The 19,479-nt window shown below is 71.7% G+C and carries 19 protein-coding genes and 1 riboswitch; of the genes, 8 read left to right on the forward strand and 11 right to left on the reverse strand.

Features of this window, described 5'->3' with window-relative positions; all coding sequences use genetic code 11:
- The first annotated feature begins 161 nt into the window (after positions 1–161).
- Entirely contained in the window at positions 162–1,508 is a 1,347-nt protein-coding gene (locus ACFQ2V_RS04345) for a PP2C family protein-serine/threonine phosphatase (RefSeq protein ID WP_386051085.1), read from the forward strand.
- A gap of 155 nt (positions 1,509–1,663) precedes the next feature.
- On the opposite strand, the gene ACFQ2V_RS04350 is transcribed toward ACFQ2V_RS04345, so the two are convergent.
- Entirely contained in the window at positions 1,664–2,068 is a 405-nt protein-coding gene (locus tag ACFQ2V_RS04350) for a hypothetical protein (protein ID WP_386051087.1), read from the reverse strand.
- A 668-nt stretch (positions 2,069–2,736) separates the two neighbouring features.
- A complete protein-coding gene (locus tag ACFQ2V_RS04355; RefSeq protein WP_386051088.1) occupies positions 2,737–3,036 on the reverse strand; it encodes a thioredoxin family protein in 300 nt (99 codons plus the stop codon).
- Positions 3,037–3,231: 195 nt separating this feature from the next.
- Here ACFQ2V_RS04355 and ACFQ2V_RS04360 point away from each other — a divergent pair, with 195 nt between their 5' ends.
- Entirely contained in the window at positions 3,232–4,212 is a 981-nt protein-coding gene (locus ACFQ2V_RS04360; RefSeq protein WP_386051090.1) for a DUF6454 family protein, read from the forward strand.
- Between the two features lie 132 nt (positions 4,213–4,344).
- Here ACFQ2V_RS04360 and ACFQ2V_RS04365 read toward each other — a convergent pair whose 3' ends face one another.
- Positions 4,345–5,673, reverse strand: a complete 1,329-nt coding sequence (locus tag ACFQ2V_RS04365) for a PP2C family protein-serine/threonine phosphatase (protein ID WP_386051091.1) — start codon at positions 5,671–5,673, stop codon at positions 4,345–4,347.
- Positions 5,674–5,914: 241 nt separating this feature from the next.
- Between ACFQ2V_RS04365 and ACFQ2V_RS04370 the strand changes: the two genes are divergently transcribed.
- Complete coding sequence (locus ACFQ2V_RS04370; RefSeq protein ID WP_386051093.1) at positions 5,915–8,185, forward strand: MASE1 domain-containing protein; 2,271 nt, start codon at positions 5,915–5,917, stop codon at positions 8,183–8,185.
- On the forward strand, positions 8,182–8,667 hold the full coding sequence (locus ACFQ2V_RS04375) for an STAS domain-containing protein (RefSeq protein WP_386051095.1): 486 nt from the start codon (positions 8,182–8,184) through the stop codon (positions 8,665–8,667). The genes ACFQ2V_RS04370 and ACFQ2V_RS04375 overlap by 4 nt, the downstream gene beginning before the upstream one ends.
- Before the next feature lie 90 nt (positions 8,668–8,757).
- On the opposite strand, the gene ACFQ2V_RS04380 is transcribed toward ACFQ2V_RS04375, so the two are convergent.
- The 6 genes from ACFQ2V_RS04380 to ACFQ2V_RS04405 all read right to left on the reverse strand — a co-directional run bounded on the left by ACFQ2V_RS04380 (position 8,758) and on the right by ACFQ2V_RS04405 (position 14,425).
- Entirely contained in the window at positions 8,758–9,900 is a 1,143-nt protein-coding gene (locus ACFQ2V_RS04380) for a hypothetical protein (RefSeq protein WP_386051097.1), read from the reverse strand.
- A 221-nt stretch (positions 9,901–10,121) separates the two neighbouring features.
- A complete protein-coding gene (locus tag ACFQ2V_RS04385; RefSeq protein WP_386051099.1) occupies positions 10,122–10,805 on the reverse strand; it encodes a DsbA family oxidoreductase in 684 nt (227 codons plus the stop codon).
- Positions 10,806–10,891: 86 nt separating this feature from the next.
- A complete protein-coding gene (locus tag ACFQ2V_RS04390; protein ID WP_386051101.1) occupies positions 10,892–11,659 on the reverse strand; it encodes a C40 family peptidase in 768 nt (255 codons plus the stop codon).
- A gap of 2 nt (positions 11,660–11,661) precedes the next feature.
- Positions 11,662–11,831, reverse strand: a riboswitch (cyclic di-AMP (ydaO/yuaA leader).
- A gap of 200 nt (positions 11,832–12,031) precedes the next feature.
- Entirely contained in the window at positions 12,032–12,727 is a 696-nt protein-coding gene (locus tag ACFQ2V_RS04395; protein WP_386051103.1) for a metal-dependent transcriptional regulator, read from the reverse strand.
- A 29-nt stretch (positions 12,728–12,756) separates the two neighbouring features.
- Positions 12,757–14,007, reverse strand: coding sequence for an MFS transporter (locus tag ACFQ2V_RS04400; RefSeq protein WP_386051105.1), 1,251 nt, complete (start codon positions 14,005–14,007; stop codon positions 12,757–12,759).
- 79 nt (positions 14,008–14,086) lie between these two features.
- Entirely contained in the window at positions 14,087–14,425 is a 339-nt protein-coding gene (locus ACFQ2V_RS04405) for a hypothetical protein (protein ID WP_386051106.1), read from the reverse strand.
- Positions 14,426–14,428: 3 nt separating this feature from the next.
- Between ACFQ2V_RS04405 and ACFQ2V_RS04410 the strand changes: the two genes are divergently transcribed.
- Together ACFQ2V_RS04410 and ACFQ2V_RS04415 are read left to right on the forward strand one after the other, a co-directional pair.
- A complete protein-coding gene (locus ACFQ2V_RS04410) occupies positions 14,429–15,589 on the forward strand; it encodes a hypothetical protein (protein WP_386051108.1) in 1,161 nt (386 codons plus the stop codon).
- Positions 15,586–15,885: a hypothetical protein gene (locus ACFQ2V_RS04415; protein WP_386051110.1), complete on the forward strand. Its 300-nt coding sequence runs from the start codon at positions 15,586–15,588 to the stop codon at positions 15,883–15,885. Before ACFQ2V_RS04410 ends, ACFQ2V_RS04415 begins: the two co-directional genes overlap by 4 nt.
- 230 nt (positions 15,886–16,115) lie before the next feature.
- Here the strand turns inward: ACFQ2V_RS04415 and pdxH are convergent, their stop codons facing one another.
- Positions 16,116–16,853, reverse strand: coding sequence for a pyridoxamine 5'-phosphate oxidase (gene pdxH, locus ACFQ2V_RS04420; RefSeq protein ID WP_386051112.1), 738 nt, complete (start codon positions 16,851–16,853; stop codon positions 16,116–16,118).
- Positions 16,854–16,961: 108 nt separating this feature from the next.
- Between pdxH and ACFQ2V_RS04425 the strand changes: the two genes are divergently transcribed.
- On the forward strand, positions 16,962–17,366 hold the full coding sequence (locus tag ACFQ2V_RS04425; RefSeq protein ID WP_386051114.1) for a hypothetical protein: 405 nt from the start codon (positions 16,962–16,964) through the stop codon (positions 17,364–17,366).
- A gap of 135 nt (positions 17,367–17,501) precedes the next feature.
- Here the strand turns inward: ACFQ2V_RS04425 and ACFQ2V_RS04430 are convergent, their stop codons facing one another.
- Entirely contained in the window at positions 17,502–18,128 is a 627-nt protein-coding gene (locus ACFQ2V_RS04430) for a pentapeptide repeat-containing protein (protein WP_386051116.1), read from the reverse strand.
- 98 nt (positions 18,129–18,226) lie between these two features.
- On the opposite strand from ACFQ2V_RS04430, the gene ACFQ2V_RS04435 reads away from it, so the two are divergent.
- The gene (locus ACFQ2V_RS04435; protein WP_386051118.1) at positions 18,227–19,348 is read left to right on the forward strand and encodes a citrate synthase 2; all 1,122 of its coding nucleotides are present in this window, start codon (positions 18,227–18,229) and stop codon (positions 19,346–19,348) included.
- Positions 19,349–19,479: the final 131 nt, after the last annotated feature.

The raw sequence follows: 19,479 nt of genomic DNA on the forward strand, positions 1-19,479 counted from the left end.
CGATCCGCTCCTGCGACGGGTTTAGCGTATTTGCGCGTCGTGAAGGTCAAGCGCCGCGAGAGCCTCGAGGGCAGGCTCAGCCGGAACGCCGGCCCGGGCCGGCTGCCGGTGCGACGCCGAAAGTGCCATCGCGCGGCGAGGCCCCGCCGTAGGGTGCTGTGATGGAGCAGATCCGCGCCTCCGACGATCTCCTTGCAGACGTGCTCGACGCCGCGGAGAACGCGTCACCGCTTGACGCCGTCGAGGCAGTGACCGCCACACTGACTCGCCGGCTGGCCGCCTCCACCGCCTTCTTCCTCATCGCCGACATGGCCGGTGGTGCCCTAGTGCGCATGTCCCACGGGTCCTCGGACTCCGCCCTGGCGCTCCAGGGGCTCGGCGGCGAAGAGGGGCTGCTGCGGCTCGACAACGGGGAGCAGTCGGTGGCAGTCCCGATCACCGCTGGTGGCCCGGTCGAGGCAGCGCTGCGGACGCAGACCGTGCAGGTGTTTCCGGCTGCGCGGCCACGCGCCGACGAGCCCTCGGGCTGTGTGGTTCTCGCCCCTGTCACCGAGCGAGGCGAGGTGCTCGGCCTCCTCCAGATCTCACTGCCTGGAGACCCGGATGCGCCTGCGCTCAGCGAGATCGTCCGGATCGCGCACGTTCTGGCCTTCGTCATCCTCGCGAACCGGCGACACACGGACCTGTTCGAGCGCGCGGAGCGCAGCGCCCTGTTCTCGTTGCCGGCCGAGATCCAACGACGACTTCTCCCACCCGCGTTCAGCTGTGAGGCAGGAGCCTTCACCCTCGCGGCATGGTTGGAGCCCTCAGCGTCTGTCGGCGGCGACACCTTCGACTACTCTCTGGGCCGCGACGTGCTGCACCTGTCTCTGACCGACTCCATGGGCCACGGGGTGCCGAGCGCCTTGACCGCCACCCTGTGCGTGGGGAGCCTGCGGAACACCCGCCGCAGGGGCGGCTCGCTCACCGATCAGGCGAGCACCGCAAACCTGGCCCTGTGCGAGCACGCGGCCGCCAACGGCGCCGAGAACTTCGCCACCGGGCTCCTGGGCCGGCTCGACCTCATGTCAGGCAGGCTCGCCCTCATCAACGCCGGGCACGTCGCTCCGTACCTGTGGCGTGACGGCGCCGTCGCGGCCGTCACGCTCGACGCCGACATCCCGCTGGGAATGTTCCCCGAGACGCGCTACCGGTGCACCGACCTCGCGCTCCGCCCCCGAGACCGGCTCGTCCTGGTCACCGACGGCATGCTCGAACGCAACGCCGCATCGTTCGACCTGCGTGCCGAGATCGCCCGCACGCGCACCCTGCACCCACGAGAGGCCAGTCGCCGCCTGACCGGCCTGATGCTGGAGCACTGCCGTCAGGCCCTGGCCGATGACGCCACGGTCATGGTCCTGGACTGGCACGGAGGGCACGGTCAGTCGCGTCGGACGGTTGCGGGAGCCGAGCAGTGGCGCGCGAGCGCGGACCGGAGTGTCCACGAACCCTCCAGCTCGAACGCCTGAGACGCCTGAGACGCCGGGTTCAGTACGTACCGAAGACGTACCCTCGTGCCGCGGAGCGCGCTGCCTCCTGATCTCTCAGCGACGTGCTCAGGCCCGAGACGCCGACCAGCACATACCCGGTCAGGGCGGTGCGTGATGGCCCGGGTCAAGCCCAGTCAGAGATCGCTGCGCCCGAAGGTCTTGGGGTCTCGAATCCAGTTGAGGCTGAGGTGAATGAGGTCGTTCACACCCTCCACCCACGTAGCCCTCTGCTCGCTATTGAGCTTCGTCACGACTTCATCGATGACCTGGAACAGCGCAGGGTGCTTGAACTCGACCAAGTTCCCCAGTCGGCCCAGGTGGATCTGCAGACCCACAAGGACCTTTCGGTCCATCCAGGATTCGCCGAGACTGACCCCCTTGAGGGCTTCGTGGATCTTCTCGAACTCGTCCCAAATGGCTTGCTCACGTTGCCTGTCGTCTTCTCGCTGCCACTGTGCCTTGAGCAGACGCCACGACGTCACCGCGGTGAGCAGGCCACCTATGACAGCGCCGCCGAGAGCCGCCCAGAACTCGCTCATGCCGATCCGAGGTGTCGTCCCATGTCTGAGGGTCCCACGGCGCTCAGCGCAGCTGCTCCCGAATCGAAGTGGACGAGCAGCGCGGAGCGACCCGCCCCGGCATAGAGCGGGTGGTGCCAGTTCTCGGCTGGTCGACCGATGCAGTCCCCGATGCAGCGCGAGCCCAACGGACCGCCTCGCCCTTCCCAAACCAGTCCTTGCAGCGCCGGCGAGCGCCGCGGCGTCCGGCACCAGTCAGAGGGTCATTGAGGTGCCCGGCAGGTACCCGCACCGGAGCAGCAGACGACCTCCGACGCCGACCAGCATGGAAACCCTTGGAGCACAACCCTTTCCGACAACCAGGCATCCGTCGGACTCCTAAGCGGATGTCGCATGTTCGAATCCTGCCGGGGGCACCACACGCCTTGGCGGCTTCGCCTGGCGGGTTCTCGAGCCGACGCCACGAGCCAGGCTCGGCTGAGCGCGTCAGAAGGCGAGGTCTGCCTTGCCCCGACTCGTCCAGGCACTCTTGTGACCACGAGGGAAGACCCATCGGAACACGCGCAGCCCAGGACGGCGACACCAGCAGTCCTCGGCACAGCCGCAGGTGACGAGACCCATCCGCTCTCTGACGAGCCCGACAACAGCCGCCGACAGGTAGAGCCCGACTGCCAGTCCGAACGCGCGCCTCATGACAAGGCCTCAACCAGCTGTTCGACGGTTGGCGAGCCCGCCCGGCCCTCCGGCGTCGTGAAGACGCGACAGGCCAGCGCCGGCCGCTCGGTCCCGGTGGCGAACGGGTCGCGGCCGTCCAGCAGGATCGTGGGCGAGCCGATGAAACCGAGCTGCTCAGCCTCCTGTGGCGTTTCGACGAGCACACGGCTGATGCGTGCGTCACCGCGACCCGCCACTGCAAGTGCGTCGCGAAGCCTCTCCTCCGCGACGAGCCAGTTCGGGCAGCCATCGAAATACAGCAGCTGAACGTCCATACCTCCATCATGCGCCCCGGCCGCGCATCCGTTCCCGACAAGGGACGTCGGCAGGACGGAGCTTCTCGGTCCCTGCGCAGACCCGCGTGGCGCCCACATCCGTTCAGACGTCATCGGGCTGATGACCCCCTGACGTTCACCCCACCTGCTTAGCGTCGCTCGGCGACAGGGCCCTACCAATCCCGAGAGGTTCCCATGAAGCGCATCCGTACCCAGGTGTACGCGCTGACCGCTGCCGTTGCCGTGACCCTTACCGGCGCCGCCGTGGCCACCGCCCACACGATCGAGCGGGCTGACAGCCACACCACCGACACCGCCCTTGCCGACGCCTTCGGCAAGGTCACGCGCAGCACCGACTGGCAGCTGAAGTCCAAGCTCAAGCTCGACTTCCCGACGTACCACACGGAAGGCATCGCCTTCACGCCCGAGCACATCTTCCTCTCCGCCGTCCAGATCACCGAGCCCACGGTGAAGTACCCGACGCCGCAGGGCGGCTACGACCGCACCCCGGGCAAGGGCATCGGGCACCTGTTCGTCATGGATCTGCAGGGCCACCTGCAGAAGGACATCACCCTGGGCGAGGGCGACATGTACCACCCCGGCGGCATCGACTTCGACGGCACGAACGTCTGGGTCCCGGTCGCCCAGTACCGCCCGAACTCGAGCGCCATCATCTACCGCGTCGACGCGCAGAGCCTGGACGTCCACAAGCAGTTCGAGGTCAAGGACCACTTCGGCGGCATCGTGATGGACAAGCAGACCGGGCACCTCGTCGGCAACACCTGGGGGTCGCGTCGCTTCGCCGAGTGGAACCTCAAGGGCACCCAGCTCAAGACGTGGGACAACCCCAGCTTCTTCATCGACTACCAGGACTGCCAGTACGTCCCCAACAGCAAGATGCTCTGCTCGGGAGTCACCAACCTGCCGCAGGCTCCGAGCGCGGGAGGCGCCACCGCCACGTACGAGCTCGGTGGAGTCGCGATGATCGACCTCGACTCCGAGCAGGTCACCCGCGAGATCCCCTTCCAGAAGTGGTCCACGGGTGGTCACGTCGCCACGCGCAACCCCTTCAAGATGACGGCCGACGGCAACACGCTCACCATGCGCGTCGCACCCGACAACGGCGAAGAGGGCAACGGCACCGAGATCCTCACGTACCAGGCCACGGTGAACTGACCTTTCCCCTCGGTCTTCCCCACGACCCGGCGCCACGACAGAAGGAGGTGGCGCCGGGTCGGCCCCGTCAGCCGAAGGCACAGGACACAAGGCACGAGGCACAAGGCGACACTCCCCGCGTACGCCGGGGGCTCAGACGCGCAGGACGATCAGGGCGATGTCGTCGCGCAGCGACGAGCGTGGCGGCAGCTCCGACAGCAGCCGGTCGGCGATCGAGTCGACGTCCAGCTCGCGCAGCCGCACCAGCGCGTCCGCCAGACGGGCGATGCCGACGTCGAGGGCCTCCCCGCGTCGCTCGACGAGCCCGTCGGTGTAGAGCACCATGGTGTCGCCCGCGCGCAGCATGGCCGTGCCCAGCGGCCGGCTCACCACCTTCTGCGTCACGGCCAGCGGCGGGCCGAGCGCCTGGTTCATCGTGTGGATCGTGCCGTCCTCCCGGAGGATCAGGGGCGGCAGGTGACCGGCGCTGCTGTAGATGGCGAGGTCGAGTGCGGGATCGATGACGACCTTCACCGCGGTCGAGGCGGTGGCGTCGGGGCTGTGCCGCGCCACCCGGTCGAGGGCGGTCATGGCAGCGGCCGGGCCGACGTCCGCGACGGTGAGGGCACTGAGTGCACTTCGGAGCTGTCCCATGATGGCTGCGGCACGGAGACCGTGTCCGACGACGTCACCCACCGCGACGGCGAGCCGGCCCTGCCCGAGGTCCGCGACGTCGTACCAGTCGCCGCCCACCCGCAGGGCGTCCGAGGCCGGCTGGTAGCGCACCGCGATCTCGACGGCCTCCCGCACGCTGAGGGGCACCTCGGCCGGCAGCATGACCTCCTGGACCGCGATGCCGAGCTGCCGCTGGGTCTCGAGCGCGAGGTCGAACAGCTGGCTCTGCTCGGCGACGGCAGTCGCGGCCACGACCGCGGCGCGGGCCTGCCGCCCGGCCGGCTCGAGCGGCTCGCTGAGGGCGGTCGCGAGGTGCGGCACGAGCGAGGTCACGTCGTGCACGTTGTAGAGCACGTGCCGGCGCGTGCCGGACGAGGTCGGCACGGGCACAGCGGTGCCGATCCAGTAGTGCCGGCCCCCCGTCTCCGCCTCGGACCGGCCGGCATCGATCTCGTAGCGTTGCAGACCGACCACTACTGAACGACCGGTGTCCAGGGCAGAACGGACGGCGCGCCGGACCGTGTCGGCCACCGGCTCCGAGCCGGCCACCGTCTCGGGCCCGGCCGGCTGGCTGGGCAGTGCGTCGTCGAGGCTCGTGCCGACCAGCTCTTTCCGACTCCGGCTGACGGCCTTCAGGTAGGCGTCGTTGCAGTCCTGGATGACCAGCGCGGCGTCGAGCACGACGCAGGGGCTGGGCACCGCACGGAACAGCGACCCGTAGTCGAGCTCCCCGCACCCGGTGCGGCCGTCACTCTGAGCAGGCACCAGCCGCGGCTGGAACTCCGGGTGGGCCTGGGGCGACGACACGTTCCCACGCTAAGCGTGGTCCGACTCGCGTGCGGACCACTTCGAAAAACTCGTCGCGCTCACTTGCCGCGCCCGGGCGCCCCCGGGCGACAGCTGACCACTCCCTGACAGTGTGCGCGAAACACTCGTCACGGGAGCCACGTTTCCCTAGGCTCGCAGCCATGGGGACGCGGGGGCGCGTGGGTGGCGCCCGACCATGACGCTGCGCGTGGGGACGGCTGAGCCACCGGGCCCTGTCGGCGTGCTCTCCGAACGAGAGGGCGTACGCCGTCTCGTGCTTCTCGTAGCGATCGGCGTCACCTACTTCTACGGCGGGAAGCTCGGGCTCGAGCTCTCGCTGGTCGGCAACGACGTGACACCGCTGTGGCCACCGACCGGCATCGCCGTGGCAGCCCTCCTCGTCTTCGGTCGCTCGTACTGGCCCGCTGTCGCGGTGGCTGCCCTCGCCATCAACATCCCGATCAGCGCCACCCTCGCCGCCGCGGTCGCCACCGCGGTCGGCAACACCCTGGCACCCGTCGTCGCCGTCACGCTCCTGCACCGGGTCGGCTTCCGTCGCGAGATCGACCGACAGCGTGACGCCCTCGCCATCGTGTTCGTCGGGGCGCTCGCCAGCATGCTCGTCAGCGCCACGATCGGCTCGCTCGCCCTCCTCGCCTCCGGCGCGATCCGAGCGGGACAGCTGCCGACGGCTTTCGCGGTCTGGTGGACTGGCGACGCGATGGGGGTCCTGGTGTTCGCCCCGTTCCTGCTGTGCCTCCCGCTCTTCTGGGAGCAGCGACGGTGGCCCCTGCGCCGGTGGCTCGAGGGAGCCGTGATCCTCGTCGCCGTAGCACTGGCGCTCACGTGGACGGTCGTCCAGATGCGCGTCCTCTTCGTGGCCCTGCCGTTCCTCGGCTGGGCCGCCTGGCGGCTGCAGCTGCGCGGTGCGGCACCGGCCGCGCTCATCGCAACGCTCTCCGCCACCTGGGCTGCAGCCAAAGGGCTTGGTCCGTTCGAGGGCACGAGCCGTCTGGAGCAGATGGTCACGCTCCAGGCGTTCAACGCGTCCGTCGCCCTGACCTCGTTCTTCCTCGCCGCCCTCGTCAGCGAGCGCGCCAAGGCTGCGGCCGACCTCGCCGTGTCAGCCGCCGAGCTCGAGCGCCGGGTCGAGACGCGCACGGCCCAGCTGTCGGCCGCGAACCTGCGCCTCGTGCAGGAGATCCACGAGCGCTCCGAGGCCCAGGAGCTGCTGAGCCACGAGGAGGCGAAGGCGCAACGCGAGCACCAGATCGCCGAGACCCTGCAGCGCAGCCTGCTGCCCGACCGGCTCCCCGACGTGCCCGGCGTCGGGCTGGCCGCGCGCTACGTCCCCGCCACCTCCGACGTGCAGGTCGGCGGCGACTGGTACGACGTCGTCCAACTCCCTCACGGTCTCATCGGGCTCGCGATCGGCGACGTCGCGGGCCACGGCCTGCAAGCGGCCGCGACGATGGTGCAGGTGCGGATGGCGCTTCGCGCGTACGCCCTGCAGGACCCGTCGCCGCCCGCGGTGATGCACGGCGTCCACCAGCTCGTCGCACAGCTGCCCGTCCCCGAGATGGTGACGCTCATCTACCTCGTCTTCGACCCGTCGTCCCGAGAGCTGCGGTGGAGCAACGCCGGTCACCCCCCTGCCCTTGTCGTCGCAGACGGCGGCAGCACCTACCTGACGGGCGCCCTCGCCCCGCCGGTCGGGGTCACGCTCGACGGGTCCTTCGTCGAGGCGTCGCACGTCCTCGAGCCCGGCGCGACGCTGCTCCTCTACACCGACGGCCTCGTCGAGCGGCGCGGCGTGTCGCTCTCCGTCGGGTTGGATCGCCTGAGCCGCGAGGTCACCACGGCACCGCGCCGCTCCCCCGCCGGCCCACCCACCGCCCTGCCCACCGGCCCGCCCACCGACGTCCCCACCGGCTCGCACAACGGCTCCCACAACGGCTCGCCCAACGGCTCCCACAACGGCTCGCGCACCGACTGGCCCTCCAGCTCACCCGACGACGACCTCGAGGTCCTCTGCGACATGCTGTTGCAGACCTTCCTGGACGAGGACCACGTCCCCGACGACGTGGCGCTGCTGGTTATGCGCCCGGCCGTCGCTGTCGGGGGCGAGCTCGCCCTGCACCTGCCCGCGGAGGCGCGCAACCTCGTCAAGCTGCGGGGAGCCCTGCGGCGCTGGCTGCACGAGTCCGGCGTCCCCGAGGGCGAGGCCAACGAGGTGCTCGTCGCGAGCGGCGAGGCCTGCGCCAACGCCGTCCAGCACGCCTACAGCGCCGCCGACACCGCGGGCCTGCTGGAGCTCACCGCCCGCCTCACCGGCGACGAGCTCGAGGTGCGGGTTCGCGACCACGGCCACTGGCGAGCGGCAGCCGACCGCGGAGGCGGCTGGGGCCTCCAGCTGATGCACGCGCTCATGGACGAGGTCGAGGTCGAGCACATGACCGCAGGCACCGAGGTGCGGCTCACCCGTCGCGTACGCGTGGGCCTCGGCGCATGAGCGAGCTCGCGAGGGTGCGCACGCACCGCGACGGGTCCACCCAGCTCGTCTGCGTCACCGGCGAGGTCGACCTCTCCAACGCGCGCGACGTCATCGACGCAGTGGGCCACGCCGTTCCCGACGACGTCACGCGGATCGTCCTCGACCTCACCGAGACCACGTACGTCGACAGCGCCGCCATCGCCACCCTCTTCCGGCTGTCCGAGAGACTGCGTGACCGGCGTCAGGACCTGCGCCTCGTCGTCCCGCAGACCTCACCGATCCGCGCCGTCATCGAGCTGACGCGCCTCAGCCAGGTGATCCCCGTCGACGAGGTCGCGCCCTCCGTTCCTTCCGCGCCCCAGACCCCCCAGCCGCCGTATGCCGCCGTCCCCGACGACGTGGCCACGGCGACCTCCTCGGGTCGCGGGGTCGACGGGGACGACCGATCCGAGGACGAACCGGACGACGGGCGCGACGGGACGCGTCAGCGCAGCCCGTAGGCCCGTCCCCGGGAGCACCGAGCCGGAGCGACCCACGAAGGCACCACCAGGGCACCGGCAGCGACCTGTGCCGAACCGGTCACGCGAGCGTCACCTCGGCGACCACGTGGCCGCGCATCCGCTCCTCGACGTGCGTCGTCGCGGTTGCGACGTGCTCGACGACGCGATGGGCCCGTGGCCGACACGCGTCGTATGCGGCGCGAGTGCCGCCGCCGAACCGCCCGCCGCCGCACCCGCTCCGCTGACGTCCCACCCGCCCGCGGTGGTGTGCGGCCCTGCGTCGGTTGGCGGTTCGGTGCCGACGTCGCGGGGGCCGGAAGCCGACTCGGCCACGGCCACCCCGATGGCCTGCTGCCGCCCGGCCGCTGCGGGCGCCGCCGGGCCAGCGGCCGGGTCAGCAGCCGGTTCTGCTGGGCCGGTGCGGGCCGACACGGGCGGACCCTGCCCAGCGGGCGCATCCACCGTGACCGCGCCGCCCGGCACGGAACCGAGCGCATACAGCGTCGCCGCCAGCGCCAGGGACGCCGCAGCGGTCACGAGAGAGACCGGCCGCCCCGGAAAGGACAGCACGCGCGCAGCCGGCGACTGCGCTCCGGCCGTGTCACCCGCGACCTCACCAGCCACGCGGTGCAGGAGGTCCAGCCGGTTCAGCGCCTCCGACTCCCCGTGACGCTCGGGCCCGTCGAGACGGCCGAGCGCGCCCGGCTCGTGCGCCTCCTCCGCATCCCGCGGCCCGGCCGCCGCCGGCACCGCGTCGCCCGTCTGCGGCTCCGTCGTGAAGGCTCCCGGCAGCAGGGCCGGAGCCACCCGCTCCCGGATCGCGCGGTCGACGTCGGCGAGGACCTCCACCGCCGTGCGACACCGTGGACACTCCCCGAGGTGCCCGTCGACCTCCCACCTCCCGGGCTGCCACGACGAGCCGCGCAGGTGGCTGCCCAGTCTTCTGCGCGCAGCGGCGCACTCGGGTGTCTCGGCGCGGGCCACCAGCTCGGAGAGCAGGCCGAGGCGCAGCCTGGCTCGCGCCCGCTCGCCCCGGCCAGAAGGGCCGTGAGGCGTCGTCCCGGCTGCCGGCGTCGACCGCACGACTCCGTCCTCGTGCACGACGAGCCGCCAGAGGAGCGCGCGCGACTCGCTCGGAAGTCCCCTCCACGCCGCCAGGACCGCCTCGCCCGCCCGGTCATCGCCGGCCGCGGCGGCCCTGTCGTCGCCGTGCTCGTCGTGAACCCGCGCCACGATCTCCCGTCCCGAGGTCCGCCAGGCTGCGCCCGGCCGCAGTCGGCCAGTTCAACAGTGCGCGACCCTGTGACGGGAGCCCCGATCCGCCCTCGCGGCGTCGACGCACTGGGGGCATCCTCCACCCGGAGGAGGTGCCGTGTCGCCGATGTCAACGTGACATGCCAAGGGGTGGACGAATCCCGTTGCGTTATAGGCGATTTGCGGGTTTTGCCTGGTGCTCAGACGGTCGCGGTCGCGACGCCACGCAACAGCGCGAGGTAGTCGTCCACGGACCGCGCCCCGGACACGGCGGCATACGCGTTGGCGACGACGAACGGCGTCGAGGTGACACCCATCGAGCGCGCCTGCTGCTCGTCGGTGCGCACCCGGTCGGCGTACTCGTCGGATGCGAGGACGGCAGAGACGCGGCGCTCGTCGAGCCCGCACTCGGCGGACAGGCGCTGGAGCACCTCATGGTCGTCGATCGCGAGTCCCTCGCTGAAATGGGCGGACTGGAAGCGCTCGACGGCGGCCGACCTCAGCGCCGGGCCGCCCATCTCGCCGGCCAGTGCGCAGAGGCGGTGGGCGTCGAAGCTGTTGGCCCGCACGGCACGGTCCCAGTCGAAGTAGAGGTCGTCGGCCTCGGCGACCTCGCTCGCCCGGGCGTTCATGAGGCGTCCCACCTCGGCGTCACCGCCGTGGCGCACCGTCAGGTGCTCGCTGACCGGCACCTGGCCGCCTCGCGGCACGTCGGGGTCCAGCTCGAAGGAACGCAGGCGCACGGTGACGTCGTGGGGCCGCTCGAAGGCCGCCACAGCCGTCTCGACACGTCGCTTGGCCACCCAGGAGTAGGGGCAGACCAGGTCACTCCAGAGGTCGAGCTCAATGAGGGTCGTGGACTCGGCGGCAGACTGGTCGGTCATCGACTCAGTCAACCACGGACCCGAAAAGCGCTGTGCCCCCGCCGGAGTCGGCGAGGGCACAGCGTCGAGAGAGGTCGATCAGGGGCTCAGAAGCGGCCGTAGCCCGAGGGCGTGGTCCAGATGGAGTGGTTGCCGACGACCGTGCCGGGGCGCTGGGCGTCGATCATGCGGCCCGGGCTGACGTAGATGCCCACGTGGTAGGCCGGCGTGCCGAAGAAGACGAGATCGCCCGGCTGGGGATCGCTGACACGGGTCGCCGCGTTCTGCTGGGCCGAGGCCGTGCGCGGGATCGAGATGCCCGCCTGACGGTAGACGTAGGACGTGAGGCCCGAGCAGTCGAAGCCCGAGGGCGAGTTGCCGCCGTAGACGTACGGCACGCCGAAGAAGGACTGCGCGATGCCGACGATGCCGGAGGCGCTGGGGATCTTCGCGTCGTTGAGGGCGACACGGGCGGTCGACCGCGACGCGCGCTCGGCGGCAGCGGCACGCTCCGCAGCGCGCTCGGCGGCGGCCTTCTCGGCAGCGGCCTCGGCGCGCTCGCGCTCGACCTTGACGTCCTCGATGACGAGCGGCTTGGACTTCAGGGCCGGCTTGCCGTAGCCGATGGCCGACAGGGCGTTCGACGCCTTGAGGGTGCCCAGCTGGGGGCCGACGACCGCGGGGCCGGCGGCAGCGCTCACACCGTCAGCGGCGTTCGCCGTGCCGGCGAACGAGGCGACGAGGCCGCCCGAGGCGGCGACGATCGCGGCGCCCTTGACTGCCGGCTGGGCCGACTCCCTGGCGATCGTCTTGAGCTCCGAGATCGCGTTGAATCGACCGGGGGCGCGGTGGCGCCCGGGAACGTTCTGAGCCACGTTTGACCTCTCGACGCCTACGAGGTGAGCTGTCGGGTTCGGGCTGGAGGTACTTGCCCGGCCTTCACTCGGACCGTTGCGGTCCGCGGAGGGCTTCACCCCAAGGACGTCTCTCGACGCCCGGAGAAAGTGGTTCCCCCGCTCCTGCCATGCGGTTCGTCACTGGCCACTGGTCGATGGCAGGACTAGGCGGTCCGACCCGTGGCACCTGCTCGACGGGGAGAGCAAGTGCGGCCACGCTACCCAACCCGTCGGGGGTTGTCACCTCCAGGTGGGCAGAGTTCAAGGAACTTCCCAGGACCCGGACAAGTTGTGGCAAGGCATGCCAAAGTGCCCCGGTGGATCGGGGCACACCTTGACGTACGCGATCGGTCAGGTGGTCTGGCAGTAGACGTGCTCGGCGACGTCGTCGGGCAGCGAGACCCCCGACGAGGGTTCGGCGCCCTCGCGGACGACGACGACCCAGGCCCCGTCGCGGGTGATCTCGACCCGGGCTCCCGGCACGACGCCGGCGCTCGTCAGCAGCCCCAGCGCCTCGGGGTCGACCTGGACCGGCTCGCCGATGCGCCGGATCGTGACGCCCGCCGGGACGTCGCGCAGGGCCGACGTGAGCGGGATCAGGCCGGTGAGGAAGTCCTCGTCCTGGTGCATGCCGAGCTCGTCGAGCCCGGGGATCGGGTTGCCGTAGGGCGACTCGAGGCCCTCGCCGATCAGGCCGAGGATCTTGCGCTCCACCTTCTCGGACATGACGTGCTCCCAGCGGCACGCCTCGTCGTGGGCGTACTCCCACTCGAGGCCGATGACGTCGACGAGGAGTCGCTCGGCGAGGCGGTGCTTGCGCATGACCCGGGTGGCGAGCAGGCGCCCGTGGTCGGACAGCTCCAGGTGACGGTCGCCCGACACCGCGACGAGCCCGTCGCGCTCCATCCGGGCCACGGTCTGGGAGACCGTCGGGCCCGAGTGGCCGAGACGCTCGGCGATGCGAGCCCGCAGGGGCACGATGCCCTCTTCCTCGAGCTCGTAGATCGTCCGCAGGTACATCTCGGTGGTGTCGATCAGGTCCGTCACGGTCATACCTTCTCAGAGTCAGCGGCCGGTCAGTGACCGCCCGTCATCGTGCCCGTCGTCGAGCCTCGCGTCGGGTCGTGCCGCGGGACCCAGACACGCAGCCATGCCGCGCCGGCGACCGCGCCCACGCCGAGCACGACAGCGGAGGCACCGAGGGACATGATGGCGCTCAGTCCTGACAACGCCAGTGGCCCTGCAGCCCTTCCCAGGTCGGCGCAGAGGCGCCAGCCGCCGAGGAACTGGGCGCGGCCGTCGGCGGGCGACGCGTCGGCGCCGAGCGTCATGATCAGACCGGCGCCGAGCCCGTTGCCGACCCCGAGCACCGTGGCGGCAGCCGTGACGGCGACGAGACTCGTGGCGAGCGGGAGCAGCGCCATGCCGAGACCCAGCACGAGCATGCTCGGCACGGCCGCCGCGACCCGTCCGTAGCGGTCCATGAGCCACCCCGACGGGTAGAACAGGGCCATGTCGATGGCGCCGGCGACGCCGAAGACGAGCGAGGTCTGCGCCGGTGAGAAGCCGACCGACTCGGCCCAGAGCGGCACGAGCGCCTCGCGGATGGCGCGCGCCCCGGCCACGCACATCGCTCCGGTCCCCAGCGTCAGCAGCACGTGCCGGTGCTGGGCCAGCACCGAGACGACGCTCCTCGGCGCGCCGGCCGTGGCGACCCGGTGCGCCGAGCCCGTGATGTCGGGCGCGACGAGCACGAGCACGAAGGCCGCGAGGCTCGCAGCCCCGCCGACCGCGTACGCGGACTCGATGCCCCAGCGCGAGATGACGAGGGAACCGACGAACGGGCCGACGAAGTAGCCGATGCGGTGCACGCCGCCCAACGTCGAGAGCGCCCGGGCGCGCATGGCCACCGGCACCGCCTCGGTGAGGTAGGCCTGCCGGGCCAAGCCGAAGAGCGAGCCGGCCAGGCCGATGACGACGACGCCCGCGAAGAGCATGACGAGCCCGCCGTCGAGGGCCGCGACAAGCATCCCGACCGCCTCCACGACGGCGGCGGCGAGCAGTGCGGGACGCTCACCGATGCGGGCGGCGAGGGCGCCCGACGGCAGGTCACCGACCAGCTGCCCGACGCCCATCATCGCGACGAGCAGGGCCGCGACCCCGACCGAGGCACCGAGCTCACGGGCAGAGACGGCCACGATGGGTGAGACCGCGCCGGCCCCGGTCGAGCCGAGGAGCGTCGGGCCGTACGCCGACAGCGCGATGGCGCGCAGGCTGCCGACCTCGCCCCCGCCGCCCCTCTCGCCGCTCGCCCGAATCTCGGTCACCTCACAGGACCCTAACGATCGGGTCACTCGGGTGGCCGCGGGCATCCGGGCGACGGAACGATTGGCGCGTGAACGGGAGTCAGGGGACCAGCAGTCCCGCGGCGGTGGACAGGGCATTGGCGGCGACGACCGCCAGCGCCAGCGTCGTCGTCTCCTCCCGCGCCCGCACCCGCCACCACCACGCGAGCACCGTCGCCTCCACCGCCACCACGACGACCTCGGCGGCGACGAGCTGCAGTGACGAGCGGAACCGGGTCGACACGGCATACAGCAGCGGCTGCGTCAGCACGTTGACCCCGACGCCCGCAGCGAGCGCCCTCCCCCACCCGACCCACCCGGCGAGGCGCGCGGCTGCCACCAGCACCGGCAGCTCCACGACGATCGTCACGGCCAGCGCCACCCACGCGCGGACGGTCACCGCGTGACCAGGCTGACCGACGCGACCAGCGCCACCAGCGCGACGGGCGCCACCAGCGCGGCCGGGACGCAGCGTTCGCGCACCGTGACCCTCCTCGTGCTCGGGACCGTCGCCGCCTCGCTGGCGCTTGCGCTCGGAGCGCCCATGGCAACGGCCGTCATCGGCCTGATCCTCTTCGGCATCCTGCACAACCTGCTCGAGATCCGCTACGTGGCCGGCCGCTTCTCGGGGCTGCTGGGGCGCCCCTTCCTCGACCTGCTCGTCGCCCTCACCACGGCGATCTTCATCTGCCGTCTGCTCGCCGGCATCGTCGGCCGCCCGGCCCAGCTGGCCGAGATCCTCCTCGGCTACGTCATCATCGCGCTCGCCGCGCGCCACGGGCTCGACGGCCGTCGGCGCCACCTCGCGTGGGCGGTCCTGACCGCCGCCGCGGGGGTGTCGCTGGCGTTCCCGGCGTACCACTTCGTCGTGCTCACCCACCTGCACAACGTCGTGCCGCTCTTCTTCCTCTGGGAGTGGTCGCGCCGCATCACGTCGCGGCGCGGGCGGCAGGCCTTCCGCGCCGTGCAGCTGCTCTGGGTGGTCGCCATCCCCGCCGTTGTCCTGCTCGGGCTCCTCGACGGCTCGCTCACGACCGACCCGGGCATCGTGCGGAGCGTCGTCGGCGACGGCCAGACCGTCCTGGCGACCAGCGCGCCGCCCGGAGCCGCCGCGACCCTGCTGGGCAGCCGCTTCCTCACGGTCTTCGCCTTCATGCAGACGATGCACTACGTCGTGTGGGTGGCCCTGCTGCCGCGTGTCGCTCCCGACGCCTCCGCGGCATTCGAGGCCCGGGTGCCGTGGGTGACCGGGCCACGGCTCTGGGCCGTCGGCTTCCTCGTGGCCGCCGTCTTCGCCGTCCTCTTCGGCGTCGACTTCGCGCAGGGCAAGGCCCTGTATGCCGCCCTGGCCAGCTACCACGCCTACCTCGAGCTTCCGGTGCTGCTCGCCATGCTCGTGGGGGCCCGCAGCCTGTCGCTGCTGCCGGCGCCCCCTGCGACCGGGCCGACCTCGGCACCGGTGCCGCCGGCGGCGTCCGCGGCCCCCGGGGGCTCGGGCAGCATCGGTCCCACGCCCGAGACGGCAGCCGTCGCGGTGGCCCCCGATCCCGAGGTCGCCACGTGACGTTGGGCGTGCCGTTCGACGCGGCCGCGCCACCCGAGGACACCTGGGGGCCGATGCTGGTCGTCGCCCTCCTCGTCGTGGCCGTCGTCGCGATGATCCTGGGCTTCGGCCGGATCACCCGGCGGCGGCGCGTCGACGGGCAGGCCGACCGGGGCGGTCCCGGCAGTCAGGGCGGTCCCGGCAGTCAGGGCGGTCCCGGCAGTCAGGGCAGTCCCGGCAGTCGCAGCGGGACGGGCGCCGGCACCGGCCCCGACGCGACGACGAGCGACGACGAGCTGCCCACCGACCCCGGGTAAAAGGTCTTGCCGCCCCATTCATCCCCGACGTAGGTTCGAGGAGTCGAACCGAAGGGAGGTGATCCGAGAAGTGATTTCTTCCGGAACGTGTGAGGTGGCCACGCGATAGCCGCGTCCCCATCCACACCATGGATGAAGCAGGGCAGTCCGACGCGTCGGGCTGCCCTGTTCCATGTTCCACGAGCTCACGTCCCTGGAGCTCAACGGTCCTGGAGCTCCACGGTCGCCGGTCAGGGTTGCAGGCGCAGCCTCGTCCAGGCCCCCGGGTCGGCGAGGTCGCCCGGGCCCGTGCGCCGGAAGAGGATGCGGTCGTGCAGCCGGTTGCTCCGTCCCGCCCAGAACTCCACCTCGTCGCAGACGATGCGCCAGCCGCCCCAGAAGTCCGGCACCGGCACGTCGTCGTCGCTGCCCGTGTCGGGGAACCGCTCCAGCACCGCCTGCCATCGGCGCTCGAGCTCGGCCCGGTCCGCTGCGGGCCGCGACTGGTCCGACGCCCACGCCGACAGCCGTGAGCCGTAGGGACGAGACGCGAAGTAGCCCTCGACCTCGTCACGGGCGAGGGGTTCGGCCGTGCCACGGAACCGGACGGCACGGTAGAGGGCCGGCCAGGTCAGGCCGGCCGCGACCCGCGGGTTGCCGCGCAGCTGCTGGCTCTTGGTCGACCCGAGGTTGGTCACGAAGCCCGGGCCACGCTCGTCGAAGAAACGCATGAGCACGGTGCGCACGTCGGGCGCCCCGGACGCGTCGACCGTCGCCACCGACAGCGCCGAGGGCTCCGGCACGTCCGCCCGCTCGTCGGCGGCGGCGCGGGCCGCGTCGACCCACGCGCGGGCCTGGAGGTACGGCGACTCGGCGACGTCGGCCTCGACGAGCCCCTCTCCGGAGTAGTCGATGCGGCGTACGTCCTGGGCCGTCCGCGCGGGCTGGCGGGGCGGCTCGTCCGCCGACGCCACGGGGTGGGTGTCCATGAGCCCAGACTAGGGTTGGCGGCAGGAAGGCCCGCACGAGCGTCAGGCCACGGCGCGCGCGGGCCCAGCGAGAGCCCCGGCCGGCCCGGGGCCGTGAGGAGTCGGACGATGGCAGGCAAGGGAAAGCTCGTGACCCAGACCGTCAAGCTCGGGATCAAGTACGGCCCGCAGATCTGGGTGGCCAGCCAGGCGCTTCGTGAGCCCGCCAAGGAGGCCGCCAACAAGGCGATCTCGAGCGAGCGGGCCCGCCGCCAGGCGATGGCGCACGCCAGGTCGCTCGCCGACGGCAGCATCCTCAAGGTCTACAAGGGCGACGCGGCGCACTGGGTCGTGTTCAGCGGCGACGAGCCCGTCGCGGTCCACCCCGCGACCGACATGCCGCTCTCCATGCTCGTCGAGCGCTCCGACCTGACGAAGCGCATCCGGCCGCAGGACAAGGTCAAGGCCACCGAGCGCGCCAAGGACGCCGCCGCGGCCGCCCTTCGCCGGGGCAAGCCGAACCAGATCAACTGACCGCCCCGCTCCCACCCCACGTTCTCTCCCCCGGTTCGATGTATGTGCGCGGCCCCTGGGCCGCGCACATACATCGAACCGGGGGTCGGGTCGGTCGGGTCGGGTCGGGTCGGGGTCGGTGGAGGGAGGGTGGCCTCAGTCGGCGACGACGATGCCGAGCTCGGCGGCGAAGGCGTCGGCGAGGTCGATGACCTGCGAGCGGCTCAGCGTCGCCCCCTTGAGGCCGGCCAGCCCCACCGGCGACCTCAACGATGCGCCCGAGAGGTCGAGGCCGGCATACGTTCCACGGCCGAAGGACGGCTGCTGGAGCGTGCAGCCCTCGAAGGTCAGCCCGTCGACCACCGCCTCCTGCAGGTCGAGCTCGACGACGACGCAGTCGACGAACGCGACGTCCTTGAGCCTGGCACCGCGCAGATTGAGGAAGTCGACCTTGCCGCCGACCACCGTGACATCGCGCCACGTCGAGCCCCAGGCCGACACCGCCGCGAGCCGGCAGCCGTCGATGGTCGTCTCGACCAGGCTCGCCTCGACCAGGCCCACCCCGACGCCGTGGACCCGCTCCCACTCGCACTCCGACCAGCGGGATCCCGCCAGGTGCACCTCGTCCAGAGTCGCCCCCACGAGCGTGCACTCGAGGAACGACGCGCCCTCCGCGTGCGCGCCGGTAAAGTCGGTGCCCTCGAACCGGACGGCGTCCTGGTGGAGGTCTCGTGTGGCGAACACGGCGTCACGAAACACGGTCCGGTCGGCGGCTGACGGCATACGGTGAAGTCTGGCAGCCACGACCCACGCCCACTCCGGCCCTCGACGGCTGCTGGCCTCCACACCGCGGTGGTACCGCCTGCACAGCAAGGACGCACATGGCAGACAGCACGCCCGACCCCGACTTCAAGCCAGGACTCGAGGGCGTCATCGCCTTCGAGTCGACCATCGCCGAGCCGGACAAGGAGGGCGGGGCGCTGCGCTACCGCGGGGTCGACATCAACGACCTCGTCGGCCACGTCGACTTCGGCCACGTCTGGGGGCTGCTCGTCGACAACGAGTTCGACCCGGGCCTTCCTCCCGCCGAGCCCTACCCGCTGCCCCTGCACACGGGCGACGTACGCGTCGACGTCCAGTCGGCCCTCGCGATGCTCGCACCGGTCTGGGGTTTCAAGCCCACCCTCGACATCGATCCGGAGGAGGTGCGCGACAACCTCGCCCGGGCCGCCGTCATGGCGCTGTCCTTCGTCGGCCAGTCGGCCCGCGGACTCGACAAGCCGATGGTGCCGCAACGCGAGGTCGACAAGGCCACCACCATCACCGAGCGGTTCATGATCCGCTGGCGCGGCGAGCCCGACCCGAAGCACGTCGAGGCCGTCGACGCGTACTGGGTCTCCGCGGCCGAGCACGGCATGAACGCCTCCACCTTCACCGCACGCGTCATCACCTCGACCGGCGCCGACGTCGCGGCCGCCCTCTCGGGTGCCGTCGGGGCGATGTCCGGGCCGCTGCACGGCGGCGCGCCGTCCCGCGTGCTGCACATGCTCGACGGTGTCGAGCAGCAGGGTGACGCGACGGCCTACGTCAAGGGTGTCCTCGACAAGGGCGAGCGCCTCATGGGCTTCGGTCACCGCGTCTACCGCGCCGAGGACCCCCGCGCCCGCGTGCTCCGGGCGGCCTGCGAGCGCCTCGGCGCCCCGCGCTACGAGGCCGCGGCCGCGCTCGAGAAGGCCGCCCTCGACGAGCTCCACGCCCGCCGGCCCGACCGCGTGCTCGCCACCAACGTCGAGTTCTGGGCCGCGGTCATCCTCGACTTCGCCCAGGTGCCGCCGTCGATGTTCACGCCGATGTTCACCTGCGCGCGCACCGCCGGCTGGTCGGCCCACATCCTCGAGCAGAAGCAGACCGGACGCCTCATCCGCCCGTCGTCGCGCTACATCGGCGAGGGCCCGCGCAAGCCCGAGGACGTCGCCGGGTGGACGGCCGACATCGTCCACTGACCGTCCGGGTCGGCTGACGAAGACCCACCACGTATGCCGCCGGGCCCGGTCGCGTGACCGGGCCCGGCGGCATACGTGCTCGGTGACCGGTCTCGGTGTGGGTCTCGGTGAGGGCTCGGTGAGGGCTCGGT

This window comes from Terrabacter terrigena (assembly GCF_042676085.1).
GTDB lineage: Bacteria > Actinomycetota > Actinomycetes > Actinomycetales > Dermatophilaceae > Terrabacter > Terrabacter terrigena.

Bases quoted from the DNA above. Each gene is read 5' to 3' on its own strand.
- pdxH (WP_386051112.1), bottom strand. From the start codon at position 16,853: ATGGACACCCACCCCGTGGCGTCGGCGGACGAGCCGCCCCGCCAGCCC.
- ACFQ2V_RS04385 (WP_386051099.1), bottom strand. From the start codon at position 10,805: ATGACCGACCAGTCTGCCGCCGAGTCCACGACCCTCATTGAGCTCGAC.
- ACFQ2V_RS04345 (WP_386051085.1), top strand. From the start codon at position 162: ATGGAGCAGATCCGCGCCTCCGACGATCTCCTTGCAGACGTGCTCGAC.
- ACFQ2V_RS04360 (WP_386051090.1), top strand. From the start codon at position 3,232: ATGAAGCGCATCCGTACCCAGGTGTACGCGCTGACCGCTGCCGTTGCC.
- ACFQ2V_RS04435 (WP_386051118.1), top strand. From the start codon at position 18,227: ATGGCAGACAGCACGCCCGACCCCGACTTCAAGCCAGGACTCGAGGGC.
- ACFQ2V_RS04430 (WP_386051116.1), bottom strand. From the start codon at position 18,128: ATGCCGTCAGCCGCCGACCGGACCGTGTTTCGTGACGCCGTGTTCGCC.
- ACFQ2V_RS04425 (WP_386051114.1), top strand. From the start codon at position 16,962: ATGGCAGGCAAGGGAAAGCTCGTGACCCAGACCGTCAAGCTCGGGATC.
- ACFQ2V_RS04355 (WP_386051088.1), bottom strand. From the start codon at position 3,036: ATGGACGTTCAGCTGCTGTATTTCGATGGCTGCCCGAACTGGCTCGTC.
- ACFQ2V_RS04375 (WP_386051095.1), top strand. From the start codon at position 8,182: ATGAGCGAGCTCGCGAGGGTGCGCACGCACCGCGACGGGTCCACCCAG.
- ACFQ2V_RS04350 (WP_386051087.1), bottom strand. From the start codon at position 2,068: ATGAGCGAGTTCTGGGCGGCTCTCGGCGGCGCTGTCATAGGTGGCCTG.